Source organism: Streptomyces typhae (genome assembly GCF_009755605.1).
Lineage (GTDB): Bacteria > Actinomycetota > Actinomycetes > Streptomycetales > Streptomycetaceae > Streptomyces > Streptomyces typhae.
The window spans coordinates 17832-36422 of sequence record NZ_WPNZ01000004.1 but is presented as its reverse complement, the minus strand read 5'-3'; the positions used below and the strand labels follow the sequence as shown (position 1 = coordinate 36422).

16 protein-coding genes and 2 pseudogenes are annotated in these 18591 nt (G+C 73.4%); 7 read left to right on the top strand and 11 right to left on the bottom strand.

All coding sequences use genetic code 11. The annotated features are described in order from the left end of the window. The first annotated feature begins 142 nt into the window (after positions 1 to 142). Together GPA10_RS09005 and GPA10_RS09000 are read left to right on the top strand one after the other, a co-directional pair. Complete coding sequence (locus tag GPA10_RS09005; protein ID WP_343040562.1) at positions 143 to 1204, top strand: serine hydrolase domain-containing protein; 1062 nt, start codon at positions 143 to 145, stop codon at positions 1202 to 1204. Between the two features lie 145 nt (positions 1205 to 1349). Next, positions 1350 to 2639, top strand: coding sequence for an aspartate aminotransferase type Ic (locus GPA10_RS09000; RefSeq protein ID WP_157165033.1), 1290 nt, complete (start codon positions 1350 to 1352; stop codon positions 2637 to 2639). Between the two features lie 37 nt (positions 2640 to 2676). On the opposite strand, the pseudogene GPA10_RS08995 reads toward GPA10_RS09000, so the two are convergent. Beyond that, positions 2677 to 2976 (bottom strand): annotated as a pseudogene (locus tag GPA10_RS08995) (TetR/AcrR family transcriptional regulator); the annotation flags it as partial. Here GPA10_RS08995 and GPA10_RS42285 point away from each other — a divergent pair. Then, positions 2973 to 3191: pseudogene (locus GPA10_RS42285) on the top strand (class I SAM-dependent methyltransferase); the annotation flags it as partial. The pseudogenes GPA10_RS08995 and GPA10_RS42285 overlap by 4 nt on opposite strands. 29 nt (positions 3192 to 3220) lie before the next feature. Here the strand turns inward: GPA10_RS42285 and GPA10_RS08985 are convergent. Then, entirely contained in the window at positions 3221 to 4141 is a 921-nt protein-coding gene (locus tag GPA10_RS08985; protein WP_157165032.1) for an NAD(P)H-dependent oxidoreductase, read from the bottom strand. A gap of 113 nt (positions 4142 to 4254) precedes the next feature. On the opposite strand from GPA10_RS08985, the gene GPA10_RS08980 reads away from it, so the two are divergent. After that, positions 4255 to 5142, top strand: coding sequence for a helix-turn-helix domain-containing protein (locus tag GPA10_RS08980; protein WP_157165031.1), 888 nt, complete (start codon positions 4255 to 4257; stop codon positions 5140 to 5142). Between the two features lie 82 nt (positions 5143 to 5224). Here GPA10_RS08980 and GPA10_RS08975 read toward each other — a convergent pair whose 3' ends face one another. From GPA10_RS08975 to GPA10_RS08950, 6 genes are all read right to left on the bottom strand, one after another. Further along, positions 5225 to 6844 (bottom strand): glycoside hydrolase family 13 protein, encoded by a 1620-nt coding sequence (locus tag GPA10_RS08975; protein ID WP_343040560.1) that lies wholly within the window; start codon positions 6842 to 6844, stop codon positions 5225 to 5227. An 84-nt stretch (positions 6845 to 6928) separates the two neighbouring features. Continuing rightward, positions 6929 to 7804 carry a carbohydrate ABC transporter permease gene (locus GPA10_RS08970; RefSeq protein WP_157165030.1) on the bottom strand — a complete coding sequence of 292 codons (876 nt, stop codon included), beginning with the start codon at positions 7802 to 7804 and terminating at the stop codon, positions 6929 to 6931. Between the two features lie 10 nt (positions 7805 to 7814). After that, entirely contained in the window at positions 7815 to 8771 is a 957-nt protein-coding gene (locus GPA10_RS08965) for a carbohydrate ABC transporter permease (protein WP_343040559.1), read from the bottom strand. Positions 8772 to 8782: 11 nt separating this feature from the next. After that, positions 8783 to 10204 (bottom strand): ABC transporter substrate-binding protein, encoded by a 1422-nt coding sequence (locus GPA10_RS08960; protein ID WP_157165029.1) that lies wholly within the window; start codon positions 10202 to 10204, stop codon positions 8783 to 8785. A gap of 213 nt (positions 10205 to 10417) precedes the next feature. After that, complete coding sequence (locus tag GPA10_RS08955; protein WP_157165028.1) at positions 10418 to 11428, bottom strand: LacI family DNA-binding transcriptional regulator; 1011 nt, start codon at positions 11426 to 11428, stop codon at positions 10418 to 10420. Between the two features lie 49 nt (positions 11429 to 11477). Beyond that, a complete protein-coding gene (locus tag GPA10_RS08950; protein ID WP_246258956.1) occupies positions 11478 to 12512 on the bottom strand; it encodes a peptidyl-alpha-hydroxyglycine alpha-amidating lyase family protein in 1035 nt (344 codons plus the stop codon). A gap of 149 nt (positions 12513 to 12661) precedes the next feature. Here GPA10_RS08950 and GPA10_RS08945 point away from each other — a divergent pair, with 149 nt between their 5' ends. The 3 genes from GPA10_RS08945 (at position 12662) to GPA10_RS08935 (ending at position 15130) form a co-directional block, all read left to right on the top strand. Further along, positions 12662 to 13342, top strand: coding sequence for an ABC transporter permease (locus GPA10_RS08945; RefSeq protein WP_343040558.1), 681 nt, complete (start codon positions 12662 to 12664; stop codon positions 13340 to 13342). 100 nt (positions 13343 to 13442) lie between these two features. Continuing rightward, positions 13443 to 14126 (top strand): ABC transporter permease, encoded by a 684-nt coding sequence (locus GPA10_RS08940; RefSeq protein ID WP_058849837.1) that lies wholly within the window; start codon positions 13443 to 13445, stop codon positions 14124 to 14126. 101 nt (positions 14127 to 14227) lie between these two features. Then, the gene (locus GPA10_RS08935; RefSeq protein ID WP_157165214.1) at positions 14228 to 15130 is read left to right on the top strand and encodes an ABC transporter substrate-binding protein; all 903 of its coding nucleotides are present in this window, start codon (positions 14228 to 14230) and stop codon (positions 15128 to 15130) included. 35 nt (positions 15131 to 15165) lie between these two features. On the opposite strand, the gene GPA10_RS08930 is transcribed toward GPA10_RS08935, so the two are convergent. The 3 genes from GPA10_RS08930 to GPA10_RS08920 are packed head-to-tail and all read right to left on the bottom strand — an operon-like array spanning position 15166 to position 18503. After that, entirely contained in the window at positions 15166 to 16329 is a 1164-nt protein-coding gene (locus GPA10_RS08930) for a betaine/proline/choline family ABC transporter ATP-binding protein (RefSeq protein ID WP_058849838.1), read from the bottom strand. 9 nt (positions 16330 to 16338) lie between these two features. Beyond that, positions 16339 to 17022, bottom strand: a complete 684-nt coding sequence (locus GPA10_RS08925; RefSeq protein ID WP_343040555.1) for a LutC/YkgG family protein — start codon at positions 17020 to 17022, stop codon at positions 16339 to 16341. Next, entirely contained in the window at positions 17019 to 18503 is a 1485-nt protein-coding gene (locus tag GPA10_RS08920; protein ID WP_157165212.1) for a LutB/LldF family L-lactate oxidation iron-sulfur protein, read from the bottom strand. The genes GPA10_RS08925 and GPA10_RS08920 overlap by 4 nt, the downstream gene beginning before the upstream one ends. Positions 18504 to 18591 lie beyond the last annotated feature (88 nt).

The following is an 18591-nucleotide window of genomic DNA, read 5'->3' as shown; positions in this document are numbered from 1 at the left end:
GGGCGCGGGGACCGCCGCCGCGCGGCCCCGGCACGGCGCCCCCGGCCGGGCGGCCGGGCAGGACCCAGCCCGCCGAGGACCCCGCCGGAACCCCCGCCACGAGCCCCTCCAGGAGTCCCTTCGCCAGGCCCTCCAAGCCGACGTGGACGCCATCCGCGCCGCCGGAACCACCGGCGTCCTCGCGGAAGTCCAGGACGGCCGGTCCCGCGCCGCCGCCCGGTCCGGCACCGCGGACCTCACGAGCCGCGCGCCGGTGCCCTGGGACGCGTACTACCGCATCGGCAGCGACACCAAGCCCTTCACCGCCACGGTCGTCCTGCAACTCGTGGGCGAGGGAAGGATCGCGCTCGACGACACCGTGGAGCGGCTGCTGCCCGGCCTGGTCACCGGCAACGGCAACGACGGCCGCAGGATCACCCTCGCCGACCTGCTGCGCCAGACCAGCGGCCTGAACGACTACGTGGCCGTGGCGGGCGGCGCGGACGACTTCACGCCCGAGGGCTACCGCAAGGGCCGCTTCCGGGTCACGTCCCCGCGGGAGCGGGTGCGGGCCGCCCTCGGCGAGCCGCCGCTGTGGCTGCCCGACCCGGCGGCCCCGCCGGGGAAGCGGCGCTGGGGCTACTCCAACACCAACTACGTGCTCCTCGGCCTCGTCGTCGAGCAGGTCACCGGCCACCCCTGGGCCCAGGAGATCCACGAACGCGTCGTCGCGCCGCTCCGGCTCACCAGGACCCTCGTCCCCGGCACCTCCGCGTACGTCCCGCAGCCGACGGCGACCGCCTACACCCAGTTCCCGGGGCGTGCGGGCCTCACCGACACCTCCCTCGCCACCGGCGGCGGCGCGGACGGAGGCCTCATCAGCACCCCGCACGACCTCGCCGTGTTCCTGCGCGCGCTCCTGGGCGGCCAACTCCTGCGCCCGGACCAGCTCGCCGCGATGAAGGAGACCGTGCCGGCGGACGACTGGATCGAGGCCGAGGGCGTGCGGTACGGCCTGGGCATCGCCTGGCGGCCCGGCGGCCGCGGCGGCGAGGGCGTCTGGTTCCACGGCGGCACCCACCTCGGCACCGTCTCGGAGAGCGGCGTCACCGAGGACGGCCGCCGCGCCGCGACCGCCGCCCTCTTCACCCTGCGCACCGACGACACGGCGGACGCCCAGGCACGGGCCGCCCTGCGCCTGGTGGACCGGGCGCTGGCCCGCTGACACGCGCCCGGACCGCCCCCCGGCGGGGCGTCCGGCCCGTGGGACATGCCCGCGCCCGTACGGGGCAGGAGCCACCATGGTTCGAACACGGCCGGTGCCCGCGCGGCACCGGCCGCCCCGTACGACGCACCCGAAGGACAGCACCATGACGACTTCCGCTCAGGTACCCGCCGGAACAGGCCCGGCGGCGGCACGCCTGGAGGAGGCCCGGCGCGCGTACGCCGACCTGCTCGGCCAGGGGCTCTCGCTCGACCTGACGCGCGGCAAGCCGTCCGCACGCCAACTCGACCTGTCCGCGGACCTGCTGCGCCTGCCGGGCGACCGGCACACCGCCGCCGACGGAACGGACTGCCGCAACTACGGCGCCCCGAACGGGCTGCCCGAGCTGCGCGAGATGTTCAGCGGCTTCCTCCAGGTGCCCGTCGAGCAGCTCATCGCCGTCGGCAACTCCAGCCTGGAGCTGATGCACGACTGCCTGGTCCACGCCCTCCTCGGCACCGTGCCCGGGGCGCCGCGCCGCTGGGCCGACGAGGACCGCGTCGCGTTCCTGTGCCCGGTGCCCGGCTACGACCGGCACTTCTCGCTCTGCGAGCGCTTCGGCATCGAGATGATCCCCGTACCGATGACCGCGGAGGGCCCCGACATGGCCGAGGTGACGCGCCTCGTCGCCGCCGACCCGGCGATCAAGGGGATCTGGTGCGTGCCCAAGTACAGCAACCCCGACGGCACGACGTACAGCGACGCCGTCGTCCGCGCCCTGGCCACCATGCCGACGGCCGCGCCGGACTTCCGCATCTTCTGGGACAACGCCTACGCGGTGCACCACCTCACCGACGAGGAGACCGAGGTCGGTGACATCCTCGGCGCGTGCACCGCCGCGGGCCACCCCGACCGGGCCTTCGTTTTCGGCTCCACCTCGAAGATCACCTTCGGTGGCGCGGGCGTCGCCTTCTTCGGCTCCTCGCCCGCCAACGTCGCCTGGCTGCGCGGCCACAGCGCCAAGCGCTCCATCGGCCCCGACAAGGTCAACCAGCTCCGGCACGTCCTGTTCCTGCGGGACGCCGACGGCGTCCGCGCGCACATGCGGCGCCACCGCGCGCTGCTGCGCCCCAAGTTCGACGCGGTGCTGCGCGTCCTCGCCGAGGAGCTCGGCGACACCGGGCTCGCCACCTGGTCCACGCCCAAGGGCGGCTACTTCATCGTCCTGAACGTCCCCGACGGCTGCGCCGCCGAGGTGGTGCGCCGCGCCGGGGACGCGGGCATCGCCCTGACCCCGGCGGGCGCCACGCACCCGTACGGGAAGGATCCGCGGGACAGCGTCATCCGCGTCAGCCCCTCCTACCCGGACCTGGCGGAGGTCGAGCAGATCGTCCGCGGGGTGGCCACCTGTGTCCGGCTCGTCGGGTACGAGAAGCAGGTCGCCGCAGAGGGGTGAACGCGCCCGCGCCACCGCGGGCGGCTGAGCTCGCACATCACCGTGCGCGGGCGAGAGCGCCGGACATGACCGCCGCCACGGCCTTGCGCAGGGACTCCCGCTCCGGCGGGGGCCCCGTGCGGTCGGCGAACAGCGGATGGGCCGCGCCGATCAGCGTGGGCGCGAGCGTGCCGACGTCGGCGTCCGCGGCGATACGGCCGAGGTCGCGCTCGGCGGCGAGACAGGAGGCGACCATCGCCTCCGCCTCCGTCAGGAGGGGAACACCGGCAGGCAGCGTCCGACGCAGCCGCGCACGGAGGCCGTCCCCGGAGGTGACCAGGGAGACGATCGCCACCGCACCGCGCCCGGGGCCTCGCGGAGTCGTTCGGCGCCGAGGCCGACCGCTACGACCGGGCCCGGCCGTCCTGTCCGGCGGCCCTGGTGGACCGCGTCCTCGCGGGCTCCCCGGCCGCCCCGGGCACCGGCGCCCCGGACGTCCTGGACGTGGGGGTCGGCACCGGCATCGCCGCCCGGCAGTTCCTCGCGGCGGGCTGCCGGGTGCTCGGGGTCGACGTCGGCGTCGGCGGCGCCTTCACGATGCCCTACGCGACGGTCGCGGTCACCGCCGTGCGGCGCGCCCCGCTCCAGGGCCCGTCCGGCGAAGCCTGGGCGGCCGGTTCGACATGCAGATCGAGGCCGCCCGTGCCCGGGGCCTCCACACCCGGCAGCAGGCGCATGTCGTGGTCGTAGTCGCCGCCCACCAGTGAGCGGAAGGGCACCGGGGCGTCACTGAAGAGGCCGTCCAGGCGGTGTTCGTACGCGCGGCGGGCCGCCTCGAACCGCTCCGCGGGCAGCTCGTTCGCGCCGTACACAGCGAACGGTTCGAGCGGCGCCATGCCCGTGAACCAGAACAGGCCGTGCTGGAGCGGGTGCAGGACGTCCGCGAGCCGCCCGTGGACACCGCGGTCGGAGAACGCCGACTCCCGGGCCCCGGCCGTCACCGACACCAGCGCCCGCCGCCCGGCGAGGGCGCCCTCGCTGTACGGCGGCGGCACCGCGGGCCCGTACCCGAAACCGGCGGTGAAGACCCGGTCGATCCAGCCCTTCAGGATCGCCGGGGGACCGAACCACCACATCGGGAACTGCAGCACCACCGCGTCCGACCAGGTCACCTTCTCCTGCTCGGCCGCGACGTCGGCCGACAGGCGGCCCGCGAGGGTCGCCCGCTCCGAGGCGGCCATCACGTGCAGGCGCTCCCGCGCCGGGTGGTCGGGGAAATCGTCGGCGTCCACCGTCGCCTTCCACTTCATCGCGTAGAGGTCGGACACCTCCACCGCGTGGCCCGCCGCGCGCAGCCGTTCGACGGCGACGTCGGTGAGGGCGGCGTTGAGGGAGTCGGCGCCGGGGTGGGCGCTGACGACGAGGATCTTCCTGGGCTGCACAGGCTGCACGGGCTGTGCCTGCGGTGGTGACTGCGGCTGTGCCTGTGCCTGCGACTGCGACTGCGGGGCGACATCATTCATGGGAACACGCTCTCCCGGACGCGCCGGGACAACCAGCACCCTCTTCGACCGGCGGACCCGCTGTCCTGGTACTGCGAGGACCACCCGCCGGGCCGGGCCGCATACTTGAGCGCATGGATCGCGTGGAGGAACGCATCGGAGACGGCACGGCGGCGGCGCCGGTGCGCGCCGGGGACCTCGGTGGTTTCCTGCGTGCCCGCCGCGGCCGGGTGGCGCCCGAGGAGGTCGGGATCGCGGGCGGGCGGCGGCGCCGGGTGCGCGGCCTGCGCCGTGAGGAACTCGCGCAGCTCGCCGGGATCAGCGTCGACTACTACGTCCGCCTGGAACAGGGCAGGGCCACCCAGCCGTCACCGGAGGTCCTCGACGCGCTCGCCGGGGCCCTCGGCCTCGACGCCGCGGAGCGCCGCCACCTCGACACCCTCGCGGGGGCACGGCGTGGCCCCACGCCCCAGGTCCGGGTCAGCCCCCTGCTGCAACGGGTCCTCGACTCCCTGACGCACTTCCCGGTGTTCGTCACCGACCACCGGCTCGACGCGGTCGCCTGGAACAGCCTCGGCGCGGAACTGGTCGGCGGCCTCGGCAGGCCCGGCGGACGCGACCCGAACAACGCCCGCTACCTCTTCCTCGACCCGGCGTCCCGGACCGTGCACCCCGACTGGCAGGACCGCGCGGCGGAAGCGGTCGGCCAACTGAGGGTCTCCTCGGGCCGCTACCCCGACGACACCCGACTGACCGCGCTGATCGCCGGACTCTCCGCCCACAGCGCGGAGTTCCGGAAGATCTGGGCCACGGGCGAGGTCGTGATGTGCACGGCGGGCCGCAAGCGCCTGCGGCACCCGGTGGCCGGGCTGCTCACCCTGGACTTCGAGACCCTGCACGTACCGGCGGAGCCCGGCGAGACGGGCCTGGTGGTGCATGTGTTCAGTGCCGTCGGCGGAAGCCCGGAGGCGGCGGCCCTCGCCCGACTCCGGGACTCCGTGCCGGACGGTCGGCTCGCATAGGCCGCCACCTCACTGAACCGGGCGGCGGGCCTGCATCCCGGGTTGCCGCGGCCCGACTCCGGCCAGGGCCCGAACCCGGGGATCAGACCCGCAGCCAGACCGCCGTGTCCCGCGGCAGCAGCCCCCCGTCGGCCAGGGGGCCGCTGGCCAGCAGGAGGCTCGCGCGGGCGGGCAGCGCGCAGGGCGCGGGGGCGAGATTGACCACGCAGACGAGGCCGTCGGCGCGGGCGAACGAGAGGACCCCCTCGGGTGCGGGCAGCCAGGTCAGCGGCCCGTCCCCGAAGCCGGGCCCGGTGCGCCGGAGCCGCAGCGCCTCGCGGTACAGGGCGAGCATCGACGCGGGGTCCGCGGCCTGCCGGTCGGCAGCGTACGAGGACCAGTCGGCGGGCAGCGGAAGCCAGGGCTCCGCCCGCGAGCCGAAGCCCGCGTGCGGTGCGTCCGCCGCCCACGGCAGCGGGACGCGGCAGCCGTCGCGCCCCGGATCGACGCCGCCCGAGCGGAAGTGCATCGGGTCCTGGATCCGGTCCACCGGCACCTCGTGCTCCGGCAGGCCCAGTTCCTCGCCCTGGTAGACGTACACCGAACCCGGAAGGGCCAGCGAGAGCAGCGCCGCCGCGCGTGCCCTGCGGGTGCCGAGCGCCAGGTCGGTGGGGGTGCCGAAGGCCTTCGTCGCGAAGTCGAAGCCGGTGTCCGCGCGGCCGTAGCGGGTGACCGTCCGCGTGATGTCGTGATTGCAGAGCACCCAGGTCGCGGGCGCGCCGACCGGGGCGTGCTCGGCGAGGGTCTCCTCGACGGACGTCCGCAGCCGGGCCGCGTCCCAGGGGCAGCTCAGGAAGGACAGATTGAACGCGGTGTGCAGCTCGTCGGGGCGCAGATAGCGGGCGAAGCGCTCGGAGTCCGGCAGCCACACCTCACCCACGAAGATCGCGCCGTACTCGTCGGCGACGGCCCGCCAGGAGCGGTAGACATCGTGCAGCTCGTCCCGGTCGAGGAAGGGGTGCGGGTCGCGGCCCTCCACGAAGTCGGGCAGGTCGGGGTCCTTGGCGGGCAGCGCGGCCGAGTCGATCCGCACCCCCGCGACTCCGCGCTCCAGCCAGTACCGCAGCACGTCCTCGTGCTCCTGGCGGACCGCCGGATGCGCCCAGTTGAGGTCGGGCTGCTCGGGCGCGAACAGGTGCAGATACCACTCGCCGTCCGCCACCCGGGTCCAGGTGGAGGCGGACGCGGCGAACTGCGACGGCCAGTCGTTGGGCGGCAGCTCGCCGTGCGCGCCGCGTCCCGGCCGGAAGTGGAACAGCTCGCGCTCGGGGCTTCCGGGGCCCGCGGCGAGCGCTGCCTGGAACCAGACGTGCTGGTCGGATACGTGGTTCGGGACGATGTCGACGATGGTGCGCAGGCCGAGGGCCCGTGCCTCGGCGATGAGCTTCTCGGCCTCGGCGACGGTGCCGAAGGCGGGGTCGATCACCCGGTAGTCGGCCACGTCGTAGCCGCCGTCGACCATGGGAGAGAGGTACCACGGGTTGAACCAGAGGGCGTCGACGCCGAGCTCGGCCAGATACGGCAGCCTGGCGCGCACCCCCGCCAGGTCCCCGGTGCCGTCGCCGTCGCCGTCGGCGAAGCTGCGTACGTACACCTGGTAGATGACGGCGGAGCGCCACCAGTCGGAGGCGGAGCCGGGGGGAGCCGGGCGCGTGGCTGCCACGGTGAAGGGTCCTTTCGCAGGGGGCGGAGCGGTGCCGGGCACGGGTCGCTGACGACGCAGGCCTTGAGGCAGGTCCCGACGGCGTCAGCCCTTGAGGCTGCCCGCCGTGAGGCCGCTCACGATGTGGCGCTGGAAGACCAGGAAGATCGCGAGCGTCGGCAGGGAGGCGATGGCCAGGGCCGCGAGCAGCCAGTTCTCGGTGACACTCGCGGCGAGCGAGTAGATCCCGACGTTGATGGTCTGCTTGCCCGGGTCGGGCAGGGTGAGCATGGGCCAGAGGAAGTCCTTCCAGACCCCGACCACCGCGAAGATCGACACGACACCGAGGACCGGCCGGGAGATCGGCAGGACCACCGAGCGCAGGGTGCGCAGCGGCGAGGCACCGTCGATGGCGGCGGCGTCGAGCAGTTCGCGCGGGATCGAGTCGAAGAACCGTTTGAGCAGGAAGATGTTGAAGGCATTGGTCACCGAGGGGAGCCAGATCGCCCAGGGCGAGTTGACGAGGTTCCGCTCGACGATCGGCACGTCGAGGACCGTCAGGTACTGCGGTACGACGAGGACGGCCGCCGGGATCATCAGGGTGAGCAGCATCGCGCCGAGGACGATGTTGCCGAGGGCGGGCCGCAGCTTGGACAGGGAGTAGGCGGCGGCCACGTCGAGGACGAGTTGGAAGGCGAGCGCCCCCAGCGCGTAGTACAGGGTGTTGCCGAGGAGCCTCGCGAGGTCCAGGACTCCCCAGGCGTCCGCGTAGTTGCCCGGGTGGGCGTTCTCGGGGACCAGGGTGGGCGGCGTCCGCGCGAACTCCTGGGGCGACTTGAGCCCGCTGGTCACCATCCAGTACAGCGGTCCGACGAAGACCAGCGTGAACAGGGCGACGACGAGGACGAAGGCCGTCCAGTAGAGGAACTTGCCGCGCGGCCGGGCGAGTTGGGCGGGGGAGATCAGTGTGCGGGTCGTCATCGGGGCTCCTTCACTCCTCGCTCGCGCGGCTGAGGCGGACGTACGCGGCGGAGAACGCGGCGAGCAGGACGAGCAGCACCAGGCCGAGCGCGGCCGCGCTGCCGTAGTTGTTGAAGGTGAACGCGTACTGGTAGATGAGCTGGACGACGGTGAGCGTCGCGCCCTCGGGGCCCGCGCCGCCGGTCAGCAGGAACGGCTCCACGAAGACCTGCGTGGTCGCGATGATCTGCATGAGCAGCATCAGCGAGAGCACGAGCCGGGTCTGCGGGATGGTGACGTGCCAGATCTTGCGGAGGATCCCGGCGCCGTCGAGCTCGGCGGCCTCGTACTGCTCGCCCGGGACGCCCTGGAGCGCGGCCAGATAGATCAGGGTCGCGCCGCCCATGTTCATCCAGGTCGCGGCGATCACCACGGACAGCATCGCGGTGTCGGTGGACTGCAGCCACTGCTGCTCCGGCAGGCCCACCGCGCCGAGCACGCGGTTGAACAGCCCGTACCCGGGGTCGTAGAAGTACTTGAAGAGCAGCACCGAGGCGACCGGCGGCAGCATCACCGGCAGATACACCAAGAGCCGCAGATATCCCCGGCCGTGCCGGAACTCGTTGAGGACCAGGGCGACCACGAACGGCACGGCGAAGCCGAGGAGCAGCGCGAGCCCGGTGAACAGCAGGGTGTTGCGCCAGGCCTGCCAGAAGGCGGGGTCGTTGAAGATGTACGTGAAGTTCGACCAGCCGGCCCACACGGTCGCGCCGTTCTCGCGCTTCTCGAAGGCCAGGAAGAACTCCCTGACCATCGGGTACCAGGAGAAGAAGGAGAAGCAGAGCACGGCGCCGATCAGGAAGCCGTGGGCGGTGAGGTTGCGCCTGAGCGCCTGCCGGAAGGCGGCGCGGTCCCGTGGGGAGCGTGGGGCGGGGGCGGCCGGTGCGGAGGGCGGCGGCTGCCGCTCGGCCAGGACGGGGGCGGACACGGTGCGCCCCCCTACTGGTTCGCCAGGATCTGGTCGACCTGGCGTCGCGCGGTGTCCAGCAGCTTGCCGGTGTCCGCGTCCTCGTTGGTGAGGACGGCCGACATGACCGTGTCGAGGACCTTGTAGATCTCCTGCGCCTTGGGCGGCTCGTGCCTGCCCTGGACCGGATGCGCGGTGAAGGCCCTGAAGTTGGCGACGGGCATCGTGGAGCTCGCCGCGCGGGCCTTGTCGTCGGCGGACTTGGTGGCGCCGGTCCAGAAGGCGGGCTGGGGCAGACCGACGGGCAGGCCGTCCGCCTTGGTGCGGGCCCAGTCGAACTGGCCCTTGCCGGGGGTGAGGAACTTGAAGGTGATCCAGGCGACGGCGGCCTTGACCTTGTCGGACGAGATGCCCTTCTTGATCATGTAGTCGTTGCCGCCGAAGAGCGTGGCCCGCTGCCCGGGGATCGGGGCCATGCCGTAGTCCTCGTACTTCGCGCCGAGGTTCTGCACCATGTACGTGATGTCGTCGGGCGCGGCGAGGAACATGCCGAGCTTGCCGGCGGCCATCTGCTTCTGCAGGTCGCCCCACTTCAGGAGCTGGGTCCTGCCCATGCTGTCGTCGTCCCAGCGCATCGCCTTGAGGTTGTCGAGGATGCGTCTGCCCCGCGCGTCGTCGAACGCGGCCCCGGTGCCGCGCTCGTCGACGATGTCGCCGCCGAGGCCGTAGGTGGTGGCGGTGTAGTGCCAGCCGCCGTTGTTGCCCGCGCTGTACTCGCCGAATCCGGCAGTGCCGTCGCCGAGCGCCGCGATCCGCTTGGCGGCGGCGCGCACCTCGGGCCAGGTGGCCGGGGGCCTGTCGGGGTCGAGTCCGGCCTTCTCGAACAGCGGACGGTTGATCAGCAGGCCCATCGTGTAGTTGCTGCAGGGCAGGCCGTAGAGCTTGCCGTCCCGCTTCAGGACGTCCAGGACACCGGGGTCCATGTCCTTGAGGGCGGGCACCGTCCTGTCGTTGACGTACGCGCTGATGTCGGTGGCGCCGTCGTTGTCGAGCACCTGTTGGAGGTCGGTGAAGTAGGTGTAGAAGACGTCCGGCTGCGACTTGGCCTTGAGCATCGCGGTGAACCGGGGCGGCTCCAGACAGGGATCGGTCTGCTTGCCCTCGATCGTGACGTTCGGATACTTCTCGTTGAACTTCTCGACGTCTTCCTTCCACTGCCGTAGCTCGGCCTTCTCGGTGGCCGGCGGCATGCAGTCGATGGTCAGCGAGACCTTGGCCGCGGGGTCGAGGGGCGCGGCCGCCTCGGCCGCGTCCACGGCGTCGCCACCGCCTCCACCGCCGTCGTCGCTGCTGCTGGTGCCGCAGGCGGCCAGCGCCGCCAGGGCGAGTGCGGAGGCGAGCGCAGCCGCGTGGCGTCGGCGGTCGCGGGGACGGATCATCCCGGAGCGTGTCATCGGTGGACCCCTTTTGGGCAGCGCCGCCGCCCGTGAGGGCGTGCGCGCGGTCCGGGCAGCAGGAGCGGGGAGGCCCACAGCGGAGCGCTGTGGGGCGGCGCTCACTCAAGCACCGCCAGCACACGAGCGCAATATGTCGAGCAGAATTCGCAAATACTTGACAGTTGCTCGTCGGGAATCGGTGGTGTCGGGGGCGACGGGAAGCCGGTGGTGTCAGGCGCGGAGTGCCTGGGCCGTCGAGCCGCGCACCACCAGTTCCGGTTCGAAGAGCAACTCCTCCGACGGCACGGAGCTGCCCGCGATCTGTAGCGCGAGGAGTTCCACCGCGGCCCGGCCCATCGCCTCGATCGGCTGCCTGACCGTGGTCAGCGGCGGCTCGGTGCAATTCATGAACGCCGAGTCGTCGAAGCCGACCACCGACACCTCGCGCGGCACGTCGAGGCCGCGCCTGCGGGCCGCGCGGACGGCGCCGAGCGCGAGCGGGTCGCTGGCGCAGACGATGCCCGTGACCCCGGCCCCGATGAGCCGGTTCGCCGCGGCCTGGCCGCCCTCCAGGGAGAACATCGCCCGCGCCACCCGCTCCTCGGGGAGCCGCCCGCCCGCGGCCTCCGCGAGGGCGCGGGCGGCGGCGAGCTTGCGCTGCGAGGGCATGTGGTCGGCGGGGCCGAGCACCAGGCCGATGCGTTCGTGGCCGAGCGAGACGAGGTGCCGCCAGGCCTGCTCGACGGCCACGCCGTCGTCGCACGAGACCGCGGGGAAGCCGAGGTCCTCGATGGCCGCGTTCACCAGGACCACCGGGATGTTGCGGTCGGCCAGTTGCTTGTAGTGCTGGTGGGGCGCGTCGGCCTGCGCGTACAGACCGCCCGCGAAGACGACGCCGGACACCTGCTGCTGGAGCAGCAGCTCCACGTAGTCCGCCTCCGAGACGCCGCCCTTGGTCTGGGTGCACAGCACCGGGGTGAGCCCCTGCTGCGCGAGGGAGCCCCCGATGACTTCGGCGAACGCAGGGAAGATCGGGTTCTGAAGCTCCGGCAGGACCAGGCCCACCAGGCGGGCGCGCTCCCCGCGCAGCTGCGTCGGCCGTTCGTAGCCGAGCACGTCGAGGGCGGACAGAACGGCCTGGCGGGTGGCCTCCGAGACCCCGGGCTTGTCGTTGAGCACCCGGCTGACCGTGGCCTCGCTGACCCCGACCTTCTTGGCCACTTGAGCAAGTCGTCGCGTCATGCACGCAAGATTAGCGCAAGACTTGCGTTCCGTTTGCGTTCTGTCGGTGTCAGCCGCGCACCCGGCGCCACTTGCGCAGGCTCACCAGCTCGCGCGGCGGCGTCAGCTTGCTGCCGACCTCGACGTAGGAGACCTCGGCGGCGTAGACGCTGCCCTCGGAGTCGACGGCGACGCTGTGCAGCCAGTTGAACTGGTCAGGCCCCTCGCCCGGCAGGTCGGCGCCGAACCCGGTGACGCGGCGGCCCGCGCGGTCGTAGATCTGGATCTTGTGGCCGAGCCCCGGCACGCCGTACTGCACCGGCGGCGGCCCCTGTTCGGCGACGTACACATGGGTGTCCGCACCGCGGCCCGCGCACACCGCGACGGCCCGGTGGACGTGCCAGGACGTACGGAAGGCGCCGTCCAGAGAGAACACCTGCACCCGGTGGTTCTCACGGTCGCAGACGATCACCGCGTCGTCGCCGAACAGCGCGATGCCGTGCGGCAGGCTGAACCGGCCCTCGGCGCTGCCCGGCTCGCCCCAGGACCCGAGGTGCCGTCCCTCGGCGTCGTAGCGGTGGACCCGGGAGTTGCCGTAGCCGTCGGTCACGAAGACGTCGCCGGTGCGCGGTGACACCGCCACGTCGGTGGGCCGGTTGAAGGGATCCCCGCTCTGGAAGCCGGACGGGCGGCCGGCGCCGAGCGTGAGCAGGGTGTTCCCCTTCCGGTCGGTCTTGGTGACGCGGTTGCCGATGTCGTCCACGAGCCAGAGGTGGTCCTCGTGGTCGACGGTGAGCGCGTGGGCGCGCTGGAAACGGCAGCCCTTCCAGCGCGACATCGTGTTCCCGTAGGGGTCCTCGAACAACTCGGTGCCCGCGAAGGGGGTGTCGTTGCCCCACATGTCGACGAGGTTCCCGTCCCGGTCGAACACCACGACCGGCATGTTGCCGCGGTTGAAGACGTACACCCGGTCCTCGGAGTCGACGGCGACGGAGGTGGCCTCCCGCAGCCACACCCCGTGCGGGACCCTCGCCCAGTAGGGGACGGGTTCGTAGACGGTGTCGGGGGTCGCGGGGCCGACGCTGGTCGTGGGTCCGGTGCTCAACGGTCCTCCCGGGGCGAAGCCGGACCGGATCATAGGACGGGCGAGCGCGCCGGCGACAGGGGGCGCGGGCACCCCGAGGCGCCGGGGGAGTGCCCCCGTACGGGCCAGCACCGCGTGCCGCAGCCCGCCGGGACCGCTGGAATGGACGGGTGACCGCGCCTCCGGACGACTGCCTCGCGCGCAACGAGTGGATCTGCGGCAGATATCTGAGCACCCGCCGCGAGATCCTCGTCGACGCCGTGCTGCAACACCTGGAGCTGACCGCGCTCTCCGTGGCCGTCGCCCTCGCGATCGCCCTGCCGCTCGCCGTGCTCGCCCGCCGCTGGGTCCTCGCGGCCGGGCCCGTCCTCGCCCTCACCACGGTCCTGTACACGATCCCGTCGCTCGCGATGTTCTCGCTGCTGCTCCCGGTCTACGGCCTGTCGTCGACGCTGGTCGTCGCGGGCCTCGTGCTGTACTCGCTGACGCTGCTCGTCCGCAACATCCTGGCCGGGCTCCGCGCCGTGCCCGAGGAGACCCGGCAGGCCGCCCGCGGCATGGGCTACGGGCCGATCCGGCTGCTCCTGACCGTCGAGCTGCCGCTCGCCCTGCCCGCGGCCATGGCGGGCCTGCGCATCGCCACCGTCTCGGCGGTCTCCCTGGCCACCGTCGGCGCGATCGTCGGCTTCGGCGGACTCGGCAACCTCATCTACTCCGGCATGAACACCTACTTCAAGGCCCAGGTCCTCACCGCCTCCGTGCTCTGCGTCGTCGTCGCCGTCCTCGCCGACCTGCTGCTGCTCGGCGTGCAGCGCCTGCTCACGCCCTGGACGAGGGCGGTCCGGTCATGACGGCCCGCGGCGGTGCGGCCCGCGGCGGTGCGGCCCATGGCGGTGCGGCCCATGGCGGTGCGGCCCGCGGCGGTGCGGCCCGCGGCGGGCAGGCCGGCGCATGAAGACGCTCGCCGACGCCTGGGACTGGCTCGCCGACTCCGCGCACTGGGCGGGCGACGGCGGCATCGGGCAGCGGCTCGCCCAGCACCTCGTCCTCACCGTCGTGTGCCTGATCATCAGCTGCCTCGTCGCGCTGCCGGTGGCGCTCGTCCTCGGCCACCTCGGCAGGGGCGGGGCGCTCGCGGTGAACATCTCCAACGTCGGACGCGCCGTACCGACCTTCGCGGTGCTCGTGCTGCTGCTCCTCACCCCCCTCGGGAAGTGGGGCGAGGGCCCCACCGTCGTCGCTCTCGTCCTGTTCGCCGTGCCGCCGCTGCTCACCAACGCGTACGTGGGGATGCGCGGCGTCGACCGCGGCGTCGTGCAGGCCGCGCGCGGGATGGGCATGACGGGCCCGCAGCTCCTGTGGCGCGTCGAGGTGCCGCTCGCACTGCCCCTGATCATGAGCGGGGTGCGGCTCGCCGCCGTGCAACTCGTCGCCACCGCCACCATCGCGGCGCTGGCGGGCGGCGGCGGCCTCGGCCGGATCATCACGGCGGGCTTCAACCTGGCCAGCACCCCGCAGGTGGTGGCGGGCGCGGTGCTCGTGGCGGTGTTCGCGCTGCTCGTCGAGGGCCTGTTCGAGATCGCGGAGCGGTTCGCACCCGGGTGGGCGCGCCGGGCCCGGAACGGGAAGGGGTGAGCGCCGTGCGCACCGCGCACCACGGGAGCAGGACGCGGCACACCCGCGGGAGCAGAACCTGGCGCACCCGCCGCGGTGTCCTCGCCGCCGTCGCCGTCGCGCTGCTCGCCGCGGGCTGCGGCTCCGGTCCTTCCCTGGAGAACCGGGGCGAGGTCACCGCGCCGCCCGGCGACAGCAAGCACCTCGTCGTCGGCTCCGCGGGCTTCACCGAGAGCGACCTGCTCGCGCAGATGTACGCCCTGCTCCTGGACGAGGCGGGATACGGCACCGAGATCCTCTCCGTCGCCAACCGCGAACTCTACGAACCCGCCCTGGAGTCGGGTCAGATCGACGTCGTCCCCGAGTACGCGGCGACCTTCGCGGACTGGCTCAACGCCAAGGCCAACGGCGCCGACGCCGAGCCCGTCGGCTCACCCGACCTCGCCACCACCATGAAGGCCCTGCGCGGCCTCGCCGCGCCGCGCGGCCTCACCGTCCTCGACGCGGGCCGCGCCGTGGACCAGAACGCGTTCGCGGTCGCCGCCTCGTACGCGCGCGAGCACCGCCTGCGGACCCTCAGCGACCTCGGCAGATCCGGTCTGAAGGTGCGGCTCGCCGCGGGCGACGAATGTGTGCGGCGGCCCTACTGCGAACCCGGCCTGAAGAAGGTCTACGGCATCGACGTCACCGGCGTCGACCCCAAGGGCGTCGGCACCACCCAGGCCAAGAAGGCCGTCCAGAGCGGCCAGGACCAGATGGTCCTCACCACCACGACCGACGCCACCCTCGACGAGTTCGGCCTGGTGCTCCTCGCCGACGACAAGCACCTCCAGAACGCCGACCACATCGTCCCCGTCGTCAACCGCTCCCGCGCCGGGAGCAAGGGCGTGGCCGCCGCCCTGGCCCGCCTCAACACCGTCCTCACGACGAAGGACCTGGCCACCCTCAACCGAGAGGTCGACAGCTGGCGCCGCCTGCCGGAGGCGGTGGCGAAGCGGTACTTGCAGGACAAGGGCCTGCTGTGAACCCCGCCACCCCGCCACCCCGCGCCGGAGAGGCGCTACGCGTCCGCGATCGAGTCGAACTCCACATCCCCGCGCCCCACGCCGTGGGCATCCGCGTCCACCGACCGCCGCAGCGCCTCGTGCAGCTTCGCCGGGGTGAGGACGCCGACGAAGCGGGCGCCGTCGACGACGGCGACCCAGCCCGCGTCGTGCTGGAGCATCACCCCGAAGGCCTGCTTCAGCGGGGTGCCGACGGGCACCCACGCGTTCATGCGGTGGGCGAGGTCGCCGACCGTGGCGCCGGGACCGGCGTGGGCGACCTCGTCGACGCCGACCCAGCCGTGCAGATCCCCCTCGGCGTCGAGGACCATCGCCCAGCGGGCGTCGTCCCCGCGCAGCCGGGCGGCGGCCCGCGCGGCGGACTCGTCGAGGCGGGCGACGGGCGGCTGCTCCAGGTCGTCGGCCTCGATCGCGGTCACCGAGAGCCGCTTGAGACCCCGGTCCGCGCCCACGAACTCGGCCACGTACGGAGTCGCGGGCGTGCCGAGCACCGCGCCCGGCGTGTCGAACTGCTCGATGCGGCCCTGCCCGTACACGGCGACGCGGTCACCGAGCCGCACGGCCTCCTCGATGTCGTGCGTGACCATGAGGACGGTCTTGCGCACGGTGCGCTGGAGGTTCAGGAACTCGTTCTGGAGCCGCTCCCGCACCACCGGGTCGACGGCGCCGAACGGTTCGTCCATCAGGAGCACCGGTGGGTCGGCGGCGAGCGCGCGGGCCACGCCGACCCGCTGCCGCTGACCACCGGAGAGCTGCTCGGGGTAGCGCGGCCCGTACGTCTTGGGGTCGAGCCCCACCAGGTCGAGGAGTTCGGCCGCGCGCGCCCGCGCCCTGGCCCGCTTCCAGCCGACGAGGGCGGGCACGGTCGCCGTGTTGTCGAGGACGGTGCGGTGCGGGAAGAGGCCGACCTGCTGGATGACGTAGCCGATGCGCCGCCGCAGCCGCACGGGGTCGACACCGGCGATGTCCTCGCCGTCCACCCGGATGCGGCCGGAGGTCGGTTCGATGAGCCGGTTCACCATCATCATGGTGGTCGTCTTGCCGCAGCCGGACGGGCCGACGAGCGTGACCAGCTCGCCCTCGGCGACCTCGAAGGACAGTCCGTCCACGGCGGTCGTGCCGTCCGGGTAGCGCTTGGTCACCTGCTCGAACCGGATCATCCCCTCACGCTAACCGCGCGTGATCGTCCCCGCACACGCGCGGTCGGCGCCCTCGACGAGCACCACCTCTAGGGTGCGCGGCCCGTGCACGCCCTCGACGCGGTCGAGTTCGATGTCGCTGGTCGCGGAGGGCCCGGAGATCCACGTGAGGGGGCGCAGGGGGTCGAGCCGCCGCAGCGCCCGCGGTACGGAGGCGACGACCTGGCCGGGTACGCGGACGACGCAGACGTGGTGGTCGGGGACGAGGGTGATGCGGCGGCGCCCCTGGTCGGGGGAGCCGTCGAGGACGATCGTGCCGGTCTCGGCGACGGCGAGGGCGCAGCCGGTGACGACGCTGTCGGCCCGGTCGAGCTCCGCGGGCGTGCTCCCCGCCAGGTCGGGGACGCGCACGGCGTCGGCGGCGGCCAGCCACCCGGGCGGCAGCCCCGGCGGCACCAGGACGGCGCGGGCGCCGCGGGCGGCGAGGAGCCGCGCCAGGAGCTCCGGCAGACCCGTCTCCTCCGTCCGGTGCACGAGCGCCCGGTAGTCGGCGAGGTTCGCGGCGAGCAGGTCGACGGTCTGCTCGACGGTGAGGTCGCCGTGCCGGTCCGCGTACCCGCGGTCGACGGCTGCCTCGTACGCGTCGTACGGCTCGCCGGGGGCCGGGCCCAGCGCCCGCGCGATCCGGCCGAGGACGATGTCCCTGCTGCTCACGCGCCCGCCTCCCGGCCGTCGGTGCGCTCCGGGCGGCCGGGGCCCTCCTGAGTGCGCCGCCACCAGTCGCGGAACGGTTCCGCGGGTACCGCGGGCAGGTCCCGGGTGGCGCTCCACGCCCGGCCGGGGCCCGGCAGCGTCCGGGGGTGCGCCCTGCGGGTGCGGGCGGCGAGGCGCTGACCGGCCCGCAGCAGGCCGGGGTGGGCGAACACCAGGCCCGCCGCGCGCATCGCGGCCCGCTCGGCCGCGTGCCCCCCGGCCGGCTTCAGCGTCACCTTCGCGCCGTGGCGGGTGAACTCGCCGCCCTGGACGACGCGTTCCCGCAGGTGCACCAGGACCTCGGGGATGTCGATGGCGACCGGGCACACCTCGTAGCAGGCGCCGCAGAGGCTGGAGGCGTAGGGGAGCGAGGCGTCGATCGCGGAGGCCGTGCCGCGCAGCTGCGGGCTGAGGACGGCGCCGATGGGCCCGGGGTAGACCGAGCCGTACGCGTGCCCGCCCGCGCGCTCGTAGACGGGGCACACGTTCAGGCACGCCGAGCACCGGATGCAGCGCAACGCCTGCCGGCCGACCTCGTCGGCGAGGGTGTCGGTGCGGCCGTTGTCGAGCAGGACGAGGTGGAAGGCGCGCGGCCCGTCGCCGTCCGCGGTGCCGGTCCACGTCGAGGTGTACGGGTTCATGCGCTCGGCGGTCGAGGAGCGCGGCAGCGTCTGGAGGAACACCTCCAGGTCCCGCCACGTCGGCACGGTCTTCTCGATGCCGACGACGGAGATCAGGGTCTCGGGCAGCGTCAGACACATCCGGCCGTTGCCCTCGGACTCCACGACCACCAGGGTGCCCGTCTCGGCGACCATGAAGTTCGCGCCGGAGATGCCGACCTTGGCGCGCAGGAACTTCTCCCGCAGGTGCAGCCGGGCGGCCTCGGCGAGTTCGGCGGGCGTGTCGGTGAGGCCCTCGGGGGCGGGGCGGCCCCAGCGCGCCATCCGGGAGCGGAAGATGTCGCGGATCTCGGCGCGGTTGCGGTGGATGGCGGGCACGAGGATGTGAGAGGGCCGGTCCTCGCCGAGCTGCACGATCAGCTCCGCGAGGTCGGTCTCGTAGGCGCGGATCCCCGCCGCCTCCAGGGCCTCGTTGAGGCCGATCTCCTGCGTGGCCATCGACTTGACCTTGACGACTTCGCGTTCACCGGTGGCCTCGACCAGGCCGGTCACGATCCGGTTGGCCTCGTCCGCGTCGGCGGCCCAGTGGACGGTGCCGCCCGCCGCCGTGACGGCCGCCTCCAGTTGCTCCAGATAGTGCCCGAGGTGGCGCAGCGTGTGGTCCTTGATCTGCTTGCCCGCCTCGCGGAGCCGGTCCCAGTCGTCGAGTTCGGCGACGGCCTTCGCGCGTCTGTCGCGGATGGTGCGGGTGGCGTGGCGGAGGTTGGCGCGCAGGGTGGGATCGCGGACGGCGTCGTGCGCGGCTCTGGGGAACGCGGGCATGCCCACGAAGGTCCCGCCGGGCGTGCGGCCGGGGGTCTTGCCGGACGTGTGGCCGGGGGCCTTGCCGGAGGCCCGGTCGGGCATTCCG